This window comes from Streptomyces sp. NPDC001544 (assembly GCF_042894285.1).
Taxonomy (GTDB): domain Bacteria; phylum Actinomycetota; class Actinomycetes; order Streptomycetales; family Streptomycetaceae; genus Streptomyces.
This window is the reverse complement of sequence record NZ_JBIAVN010000014.1, coordinates 197,222-206,501: the sequence shown is the minus strand read 5'-3', so window position 1 is coordinate 206,501 and position 9,280 is coordinate 197,222. Positions and strand designations below refer to the sequence as shown.

General features: G+C 71.0%; 7 protein-coding genes. 3 read left to right on the top strand and 4 right to left on the bottom strand.

Annotated features, from left to right (window positions below; genetic code table 11):
• Positions 1–276: 276 nt before the first annotated feature.
• Positions 277–861 (top strand): RNA polymerase sigma factor, encoded by a 585-nt coding sequence (locus tag ACFY0F_RS29815; RefSeq protein WP_388800872.1) that lies wholly within the window; start codon positions 277–279, stop codon positions 859–861.
• 31 nt (positions 862–892) lie between these two features.
• Here ACFY0F_RS29815 and ACFY0F_RS29810 read toward each other — a convergent pair whose 3' ends face one another.
• The gene (locus tag ACFY0F_RS29810; RefSeq protein ID WP_388800869.1) at positions 893–2,722 is read right to left on the bottom strand and encodes a glycoside hydrolase family 15 protein; all 1,830 of its coding nucleotides are present in this window, start codon (positions 2,720–2,722) and stop codon (positions 893–895) included.
• 118 nt (positions 2,723–2,840) lie between these two features.
• A complete protein-coding gene (locus tag ACFY0F_RS29805; RefSeq protein ID WP_388800867.1) occupies positions 2,841–4,052 on the bottom strand; it encodes an erythromycin esterase family protein in 1,212 nt (403 codons plus the stop codon).
• A gap of 59 nt (positions 4,053–4,111) precedes the next feature.
• Between ACFY0F_RS29805 and ACFY0F_RS29800 the strand changes: the two genes are divergently transcribed.
• Positions 4,112–4,852, top strand: a complete 741-nt coding sequence (locus ACFY0F_RS29800; protein ID WP_388800864.1) for a TioE family transcriptional regulator — start codon at positions 4,112–4,114, stop codon at positions 4,850–4,852.
• A 102-nt stretch (positions 4,853–4,954) separates the two neighbouring features.
• On the opposite strand, the gene ACFY0F_RS29795 is transcribed toward ACFY0F_RS29800, so the two are convergent.
• Positions 4,955–5,890 carry a LysR family transcriptional regulator gene (locus ACFY0F_RS29795; RefSeq protein WP_388800861.1) on the bottom strand — a complete coding sequence of 312 codons (936 nt, stop codon included), beginning with the start codon at positions 5,888–5,890 and terminating at the stop codon, positions 4,955–4,957.
• Between the two features lie 139 nt (positions 5,891–6,029).
• Between ACFY0F_RS29795 and ACFY0F_RS29790 the strand changes: the two genes are divergently transcribed.
• The gene (locus ACFY0F_RS29790) at positions 6,030–7,331 is read left to right on the top strand and encodes an MFS transporter (protein WP_388800858.1); all 1,302 of its coding nucleotides are present in this window, start codon (positions 6,030–6,032) and stop codon (positions 7,329–7,331) included.
• Between the two features lie 146 nt (positions 7,332–7,477).
• Here the strand turns inward: ACFY0F_RS29790 and ACFY0F_RS29785 are convergent, their stop codons facing one another.
• Positions 7,478–9,127: an alkaline phosphatase family protein gene (locus ACFY0F_RS29785; RefSeq protein WP_388800855.1), complete on the bottom strand. Its 1,650-nt coding sequence runs from the start codon at positions 9,125–9,127 to the stop codon at positions 7,478–7,480.
• Positions 9,128–9,280: the final 153 nt, after the last annotated feature.

Below are 9,280 nucleotides of genomic sequence, written 5' to 3'. Positions count from 1 at the left end.
TCCCCCACGCTCGAACAGACTCGCGCGGGGGCACCCCCATCGCCCCCGCTCGGGTCGGCTGGAAGGCGCCGTCGGTCTCAACCGGCCTGATCCACGAGACACCCCCTCGTGCGCCCGTATGACAGCCGGGACCGGCTGGTCTAGCGTCGAAGTGCCGAAGTGGGCCAGCAGAACGACTCCACCAGCGGGAGGCGAGCTGTCGTGGTTGCCGACGGGGCCGACGCGCCGAACCTTCGCAGACTCCGGGAAGGCGACGAGATCGCCTTTGTATCGATCATGACTTCATGGTCGCCGGGGATGCTGAGGCTGGCCCGGGTGTACGTGAGGACGACGCAGTCGGCGGAGGACGTCGTACAGGACACGTGGCTGGCCGTACTCGTCGGCCTGGACGGGTTCAGGGAGCGCTCCACGCTGCGGACATGGGTGCTCGGCATCCTGGTGAACAAGGCGAGGTCGTGCGCCCTGCGGGAGCGCAGAGCGGTACCGGCGACTCTGCTCGACGAACACGAGGCCGACCCGAGCGCCTCGCCCCACAGGTGGTCCGGACATTGGCGGGTCTTCCCCGAGCGGTGGCCCGTCACACCCGAGGACGAGGCGTTGTCAGCCGAGCTGCGCCACCGGATGGGCGGTGCGCTGGCGGGCCTGCCGCGCAGACAGCGAGAGGTCATCGAGCTGCGGGACGTGTACGGCTGTTCGGCGGACGAGACATGCTCGGCGCTGGACATCTCCGCCGCCAACCAGCGGGTCCTGCTGCACCGTGCGCGGGCGCGGATGCGTGCCGCTGTCGAGGACTACGTCCGCTCCCCGGTGGCGGAAGACGCGACGGGTGACGGGGCGGACCGCCTCGCCCAGGGCGCCTGATCCGCGATCGGGCCCCCGCGGCGCGGCCTTCTCAAGCCGCCACGGCCCGGCGTGCCCGGCTGATCGCCCAGGCGGCGTTGACCAGGCCGATGTGGCTGAACGCCTGGGGGAAGTTGCCCAGGAGCTCGCCGGTGGCCGGGTCGACCTCCTCGGCGAGCAGACCGACGTCGTTGATGTAGGCGGCCGCTCGCTCGAAGACACCGCTCGCCCGATCCGCCTGCCCGGCCAGGGCCATGGCCTCGGCCAGCCAGAAGGTGCACAGCAGGAAGGTGCCCTCCTCACCGGCGAGGCCGTCGACACCGCCCTCGGTGCGATACCGGTAGACCAGTCCCGCGTCGTCGGTCAGTTTCTCCGCGATGGCGTCGATGGTGGCGAGCACCCGGGGATCGTCCGGCGGGAGGAAACCCACGATCGGCATCATCAGGTTCGAGGCGTCGAGAGCCGTGGAGCCGAAGTACTGCGTGAAGGCGCCCGCCTCGTCGCTCCACCCCTCGTCCAGTACGGTGGCGCGGATCTCCTCGCGGGTCCGCCGCCAGGCCGAGACCTTCTCCAGCGGCGCACCGAGACGGTCCGCAAGCCCGAGGGCACGGTCGAGTGCGGTCCAGCACATCACCTTCGAGTACAGGAAGTGGCGGGGTTCGCCCCGCACCTCCCAGATGCCCTGGTCCTTCTCCGTCCAGCGTTCGGCCGCCGTGTCGGCGCAGGCGATGAGAAAACGCCGGGTGTCGTCGTCGATGTGCTCCAACTGGTCCGCCAGCCGGTGGGCGGCGTCCAGCAGTTCGCCGTAGACATCGATCTGCTGCTGGCTCCAGGCCCCGTTGCCGACCCGGACCGGACGGCTGTCCCGCCAGCCCCTCAGATGCGGCAGGGTGCGCTCGGACAGGTCGTGCTCGCCACCCACTCCGAACATGATCTGCAGTGACCTGTCCTGGCTCAGTGACGGCGCGGCGGTCGCGAGGAAGGCGAAGAAGTCGTGCGCCTCGTCGGGGCAGGCGGCGACCCACAGCGCTTCCATGGTCAGGCTCGCGTCGCGTACCCAGGTGTAGCGGTAGTCCCAGTTCCGTTCGCCGCCCACCCCCTCGGGCAACGAGGTGGTGGCGGCGGCGACGATGGCGCCGCTGGGCTGGAAGGACAGCGCCTGCAGCACCCGGCCGCTGTGGTGCACCAACTCGCGCCAGGGCCCGTCGTACGCCTGATGCAGGTCGGACCAGGACCGCCACGCGGCGATCGTCGAATCCAGCCGGACCGCCAGTTCCTCCTGGGGCCACACGTGAGCCGGGGTCTCCTCCAACGTGGACCGGTGCATCCCGAAGTACGACGACTCGCCGGCGCGGACGGTGAAGGCGGCGTGGGCCGAGGCGTCCGTGAAGGTCATGGCCGTCGGCGTGGTCAGCACCAGCCACTCCGCGCCTCCCCGGGAGGTCACTCCGCCCTCTGTCCGGGACAGGATCGGAGCGATCAGTCCGTACTCCGGACGAGGACGGTAGTCCGTCTCCACCGGCACCTCCCCCTCAGCGCCGTAGACCCGACGCACCAGCAGCCGGGGTACTCCGACCCCGAGCCGATGACCACCGTTGTCGGGTCCCGTCAGCAGGGCGTCGGTCAGCACGACCGTCCCCGAGGCGGTCCGGAAAGTCGTCTCCAGCACCATCGTCCGCTCCAGGTAGCGGCGCGAAACCTCGTAGGGGACGGAGGGACGGATCGACCAGTGGCCTGCTTCCTCGTCCAGCAGCCGTGCGAACACCGAGGCGCTGTCGAAACGAGGAAAACACAACCAGTCGACCGATCCGTCACGGCTGATCAGTGCGGCGGAATGACGGTCCGATATCAGTGCGTAGTCGGCGATGGCGATCGAACTCATGGCTGCTCCCGCGAATCGGCGTGGACACCATGGAGTCCGCCCAGCAGCCCAGACGTTACGCGGCGAGATCCACCGGCCCCGGCGCCCGGCCACCCCGGCCTGCTCCACAGGACACCGCCTACCTCGGCGGAGCGTCCTTGACGAATACGAGCCCGTCGACACCGGCCATGTGGGCCGGATCCAGCGGGGAATAGCCGAACCAGGGGGACACGCGCGCGGTGGGCGTCGCCTCGCCGAGGACAGCGGCCAGCCGGCGGATGTCCACGACGTACCGGTCCTGGGGGAGCGCGTACAGAAGCCCCTCGACGGTGTCCGGAGGCGGGACGTCCACCCCGTGGTGGCGGATCGTGCCGAGAGCCGTGGCCATGAAGGCGTAGTCCTCGCCCAGCCGGGCGCTGACGATCGCCCCTGCGCTCCACCATTCCACCGGCAGGCCGCTCATCCGCATGCTGCTCTTCTCCCGCTGCAGATGCGCGTTGTGCGCAAACACCAGAGCCGGGCCGCGCTCGGCGACGGCGAGCAGGTTGGCGGCCATCATCGACGCCCGCACGCGCAGCAGTTGCGCCATGCGGCTCGGTGAGGTGTCGGCCATCCAGAAGTGGTACCGCAGCAGTCCGGTGGCGGTACGGCCGTACATGTGAGCCCGTTCCCAGTCGTCCGACGAGGACGCGGTGATCAGATGTGGCGCCTGGCCGGCAAGGAGGGCTACCAGCTCGTCGGCGAGCACCCGCAGATGTCTGGCTTCCGCCGACCGCCCCACGGACTGGGCCGGGTCCGTCATCGCGGCGGGATCGGTCCACCGGTCGTCGGCGCCGAGCAGGCGGTCGAGCGTTTGCGCGGTGCAGGGGAGCAGCGCGGCGTCCACCCGCGCGGTGAGGTAGCCGTGGAGTGCGGTGAGGGCTTCCCGGGGGCTCTCGGCGCCGGTGATCTCCAGCGGGCCGTCGAAACCGGCGAAACGCAGCCGCTCCGACTCGGGCCGGCCGTCGTTGTACGCACGCATCCAGCGCACCAGGTCGCGGTTGGCCGCAGACGCGCCGAGCCCGATCTCCGGATGGCTGAAGCCGCGCTCCATGACCGCGTCCAGGGTGCCCGTACCCGACGTGACGTAGTCGTCCACGACGAGGCCCCTCATGCAGTCGCTCTCGATCGTGATCGTCCGGTAGTGCTCCTGCTCGACGAGTTGCCGGAAGAGATCGTTTCGCACCTCGAGCAGAACGTCCTCGCCGTGGGTGGGCTCACCCAGGGCGAGCAGCCGCGGCCGGGTCGGCAGCAATCCCACGACGGCCGCAGCGTCCACGGCTTGGGCGGCGTCTTCGACAGAAGCAGTCATGGCCTCAACGGTATCGTTGAACCAACGGTTGAGACTTGGTCGCGGAATATGGCGGAGCGGTGAGCAAAAAGCCTCAAGACGGTGGTCGTCGGCTCAGGCCGGTCGATCTGGCGCGTGGGCACGGTCTGTCCACGCAGGCGATCAGAAACTACGAGGCGGCCGGCATCCTGCCGGGCGCCGAACGCACTCCGCACGGCTATCGCACCTACACGCCGCTCCACGCGCAGGCGCTGCGCGCGTTCCTCGCACTCGTGCCCGGACACGGCCACCGGACAGCGACTTTGATCATGCAGTCGGTCAACCGGGGCACGACGGAGGACGCTCTGCGGCTCATCGACGAAAGTCACGCCCAGCTCCTCGACGACCGCCGCACCCTCCAGGCAGTGGAACGCGCGCTTCACGACCTCCATCCCGTACCGCAGGAACGCGGCGACACGTTCGTCGGCCCGCTCGCGAGAAGGCTCGGCATCCGCCCGGCCACCCTGCGCACATGGGAACGCGCCGGTCTGATCCAACCGCGCCGCGACCCGCGGACGGGCTACCGGGTCTACGGCGCGGCCGACGTGCGCGACGCCCTGCTCGTCCACCAGCTCAGACGAGGCGGCTACCTGCTGGAGCAGATCGCCCCGCTGATCGTCCAAGTCCGCTCCGCCGGAGGCGTCGCACCCCTTGAGTCGATGCTGCGCGACTGGCGTTCCCGTCTCTCGGCCCGCAGCCGCGCCATGCTCGCGGGTGCCGCCGCACTGGACGCCTACCTCGGCTGCCGACCGTACGACTCCGGTCGCGGACAGGCCGAGTGACCACGGACTCGTCCCCTCGACCACGTGGGCGGGGCCCGGGCGCCTGTCAGTCCTGAACGGCTGCTCGGAGCCGTCCGCGACGATCGAAGAAGCGGAAGCGCTTCAGCGTGGAATCACCCAGCTCGGTGCCCAGGTGCCGACGGCGTCGTGGCCGGCCGCTGCGGTGGCGAGGTGGGCGCGGAGGGTGGCCAGCGCCGGGTGGGGGTTGTCGCGGTGCCAGAGGAGCGAGTGCGGGTAGACGGGCGTCGGATCGGTCACCGGGATACGGCGCAGACCGTGGTCCGCGGGCCAGACGAGGCGGGTGTGTTCGCCCATGAAGGTGGCCAGGGCCGGGGTGTCGGCGACCGTGTCGAGGAGCGCGTCGGAGCCGAAGTTGGGGCCGGTCGCCTCGATGGTGAGGCCGAACTCGGCGACGAGGTCGTCGTAGTAGGCGGCCCACTCGGTACCGGGGACGATGCCCGGCATCCAGATCCGGTGCCCGGTGAGCTGAGCGAGGGGCACCGACCGGGCGCCCGCCAGCACGTGGGCGGGGCCGGTGAGGAGCTGGAGCGGCTCGTCGAGCACACGGACGGAGGAGACGTCCTCGGGAAGGGGCCGGCCGGGCGCGGCGACGGCGCGGAAGGAGGCGTCGATCTCCCCCGACCGTACGGCGGCGACGGCCGTCTCGATGTCCAAGAGCATCACCACGTCGAGGTCGATCTCGGGGTGCGCACGGTGGAAGCCGCGCATCAGGCCCGACGCCGCGCCACGCGAGGCGATGATGTCGACGCGCAGCGGACGGCGGCCGGTGTGCACGGACGCGACCGCGCGCTCGGCGACGCGCAGCAGTTCGCGCGCGTGGGGCAGGAACGCCTGCCCGTCGATCGTGAGTTCCGCACCGCGCGCGGTGCGTACGAACAACCGCACACCGAGGTTACGCTCCAGCGCGGCGATGCGCTTGGAAACGGCCTGTTGGGTGACCGCCAGTTCGGCGGCGGCCTCCTGGAACTGCCCCGCGTCGGCGGCGGCGACGAAGGTCCGGACGGCGTCGAGGTCCATGCCCACACCCTACGGCCACAACCACTGGTTGTGGCCGGCGGCCCTGCGGTTGTTTGATCCCCCGGCAATGGGCTCGCTTTGATTGGCCCGGTTCGCGAATCGGTTGTGCGGCGAGGGACGAGAGACGGGTGTGTGGGGCATGAGGAGCGGGCAACGGCTGGGGCGGCGGTTCGGGTGGCTCTGGGCAGCGTACGGGACCAGCGCGCTCGGCACGTGGCTCGCCTTCGGCGCGTTCCCGCTGATCGCCGTCCAGGTGCTGCACGCCGGACCGGCCGAGGTCGCCGCGCTCTCCGCGGTGGGGACCGCGGTGGGTGCGGCCGTGGCGGTGCCGCTCGGCCCATGGGTGGAGTTCCGTCACAAGCGGCCCGTACTGGTCGCGATGGACCTGGTGCGCTTCGCGGCGCTGCTGACGATCCCGGCCGCGTTCGCGCTCGGCGCGCTCACCTTCGTTCAGCTCCTGCTCGTCTCGGTCGTCGTCGCCGCGGCCGACATCACCTTCCGGGCCGCCTCCGGCGCGTACCTGAAGACACTGCTGCCCGCAGAGGACCTTCTCGTCGCCAACGCCCGGTTCGAGTCGACGACCTGGACCACCACGATCATCGGACCGCCGCTCGGCGGCGCCGTGATCGGGCTCCTCGGTCCGGTGGCGACCGTGGTGGCCGACGCGGTCAGCTATCTGCTCTCGGCCCTCGGCATCCGCGCGACGGGCGGGCACGAGCCGCGACCCGAGCGCCGGGACACCCCGCGCGTGCGGGCCGAGGACCTGCTCGCAGGCTGGCGGTACATCCTCGCCGACGCCACGCTGCGTCCGCTGTTCTTCAACACCGCCTTGTTCAACGGCCTGGTGATGGCCGCCCAGCCACTCGTGGCCGTCCTGATGCTCGGCCGACTCGGGTTCGCGCCATGGCAGTACGGTCTCGCCTTCGCCGCGCCCTCGATCGGCGGCCTGCTCGGTTCGCGGCTGGCCCGACCACTCGTCACCCGGTTCGGACAGCACCAGGTCCTGGTCGTGACCGGGACGCTGCGCGCCATCTGGCCCGTCGGCCTGGCCTTCCTCGGTCCGGGCACCCGAGGGCTGCTGCTGGTGATGGGCGTCGAACTCGGGCTCATCTTCAGCTGCGGGGTCTTCAACCCCGTCTACACCACCTACCGGCTCGAGCGCACCGCGACCGACCGGGTCGCCCGCACCCTGTCCGCCTGGGCGGTGACGACCAAGGCCACGACCGCGCTGCTCACGGCCGTCTGGGGCGTGCTGGGCGGTCTCCTCGGCCCCCGGACGGCCATCGGCCTGGCCGGCGTCCTGCTGCTGACGACCCCGCTGCTGCTCCGCCGACGCGCGGCAGCACCTCTCCCCGAGCCCCAGGCCGAGCCCGCACCGGGCGGGCCTGACCGTCTCCAACACAGCCCGGCGTCAACGCGCGGTCAGCGCCCCGGTTCGTAGGTGAGACCGGCCCTCACCCGGCACCGACATGCGGATCGCCGCCTCCGCCCGGCTGGGCCGGGCGGAGGCGGCGCATCACGCTGCTGATCTCCCCGCAGGTTCGCTACCGCGCGGATGGCGGACCTGATCGTCGCCCAGCGGGTGCGTCAGCGCACCGGCAGCGACCGGGTGTGCTCGATGCGCACCGCGTCGAGGTCCCGCGGGTTCAGGCCGAGCAGCCGCAGGATCGTCGGTGCGATCTGCGTCGTCCGCACCGGACTGTCGACGCGCACGCTGTGCGGGGTGGCGGTGCCGGAGACGACGAGGGGCACGTCGAGGTCGTCGGCGTGCGCACCGCCATGCTCGGCGATCTTGCTCTTGCCGCCGGTGTAGACGACGCCGTACTGGCCGACGCCGTACACGTCGGGCACGCGCGAGTCGCCCGGCCGGACGTGAAAGTACCGGGCGGCGGCCGCACCGGCGTACACGGTCTTCAGGCCGCTCGCCTTGAACGGCTTGGCGGCTCCGTCGATGCCGGTGCCGGTGCCGGACCGGGCGAGCAGGTAGGCCTTGGCGAAGTCGGCGGCGGCCTGGGAACGGTCGTTGAGCCACAGCAGCATGGCGTCGTCGTCCACGGCGTGGGCGACCAGGTCACCGGCGCCCGGGTGAGCGGCCTTCCAGGCGGCGTCGAGGCCGTCGAGCAGCGGACCGTCGTCGATGCGGGTCAGCGCCTTGGGGTCGGTGGGCGACTGGCCGTGCTTGGAGGACAGGATGACGGTCGTGCTGCCGTCGAGGCCCCGCTTGTGGATCTCGTCGAGGAGCGCCCCGACCTCCTGGTCGACGAAGCCGAGGTTCTTCTCCAGCAGCGGCCCGGGCACGTCGGCGCTGGTGTAACCGCCCGCCAGCCCGTCGGAGGAGGGCAGCTTCTGGGCGGTGGAGACGGACTGGAAGTTCATCCCGAAGACCGCCGGGACGCCGGTCCTGTGGGTGCCGCTGTGGTCGTAGCCGTCGATCGAGTTGAGGACGGCCTTCACCTTGTACGTGTCGTACTGCTCGGTCGCCGCGTTGTCCTTCGTCCAGTCCTCGCCGGCCGGGTAGCCGATGGCCTGGCTGTTGATCTCCGGGGCGAACAGGTCCTGGATGCCGTTGCCGGACGGCCCGTCGAGGATTTCGTAGGCGACGTGCTTGTCGGACCACGCGGTGCGCAGCCCGGCCTTGCGGGCGACGTCGAAGACCGTGTTCACCTTGAGGTACGAGTGCGGGTAGACCGGTCGGCAGGTCTTGGGGTCGACGGGCAGCTTCGCCGGATCGATGAGGTCGGCAGCGTTGCCGGTCATGTTCAGGATGCTGTCGGGCAGTCCGGACAGGCCCTGGCCCGCGTCGATGGAGTTCTTGTTCTTGTCGAGATCCTCGGTGAGGTCGACCTCGGCGCCCGGCTTGACGCCGGCGCAGTCGGTGGTGCCGGCCGGGAGCAGGGCGTTGCTGTAGGTGTCGTCGTAGTACACGCCCGTGACACCCGGGTCCCCGCCGGTCAGCTGGCCGACCATGCCGGGGAAGGAGTCGGAGGGGACGGTGGTTCTCGCGTGGGTGTACTCCACGCCGCCGCCGGCCAGCCGGGCGAGCGCGGACCGCGGGTGCTGGGCGATGTACCGGGCCAGGTCGGACTGGTGCAGGCCGTCGACCGACAGCAGCAGGATGTGCCGGGAGCGGGACGTGGAGGATGCCGAGGCGGGAGCGGCGGTCGCGGCGGTCAGACCGCCGACGGCGGCGAGCGCGGCGGCAGCCGCCGCGACAGGACGGAGCGGGCGTCGGAACACGGTGGTTCTCTCCTTGAGCTGGCCGGAGCGTGTGACTCTGCGACGAGTCACGCGCCGACATTGGAGAAGGGGAACGTGTACGGAACCGGACTTCTGCGCCGCAATCTGCCAAAGAACGTCATCTGGGCACGCAAAGCCGACCGTCGCGCCGGT

What these genes read in the sequence shown, in the direction of transcription:
- ACFY0F_RS29790 (WP_388800858.1), top strand. Translation starts at nt 6,030, where the DNA reads ATGAGGAGCGGGCAACGGCTGGGGCGGCGGTTCGGGTGGCTCTGGGCA.
- ACFY0F_RS29795 (WP_388800861.1), bottom strand. Translation starts at nt 5,890, where the DNA reads ATGGACCTCGACGCCGTCCGGACCTTCGTCGCCGCCGCCGACGCGGGG.
- ACFY0F_RS29810 (WP_388800869.1), bottom strand. Translation starts at nt 2,722, where the DNA reads ATGAGTTCGATCGCCATCGCCGACTACGCACTGATATCGGACCGTCAT.
- ACFY0F_RS29815 (WP_388800872.1), top strand. Translation starts at nt 277, where the DNA reads ATGACTTCATGGTCGCCGGGGATGCTGAGGCTGGCCCGGGTGTACGTG.
- ACFY0F_RS29805 (WP_388800867.1), bottom strand. Translation starts at nt 4,052, where the DNA reads ATGACTGCTTCTGTCGAAGACGCCGCCCAAGCCGTGGACGCTGCGGCC.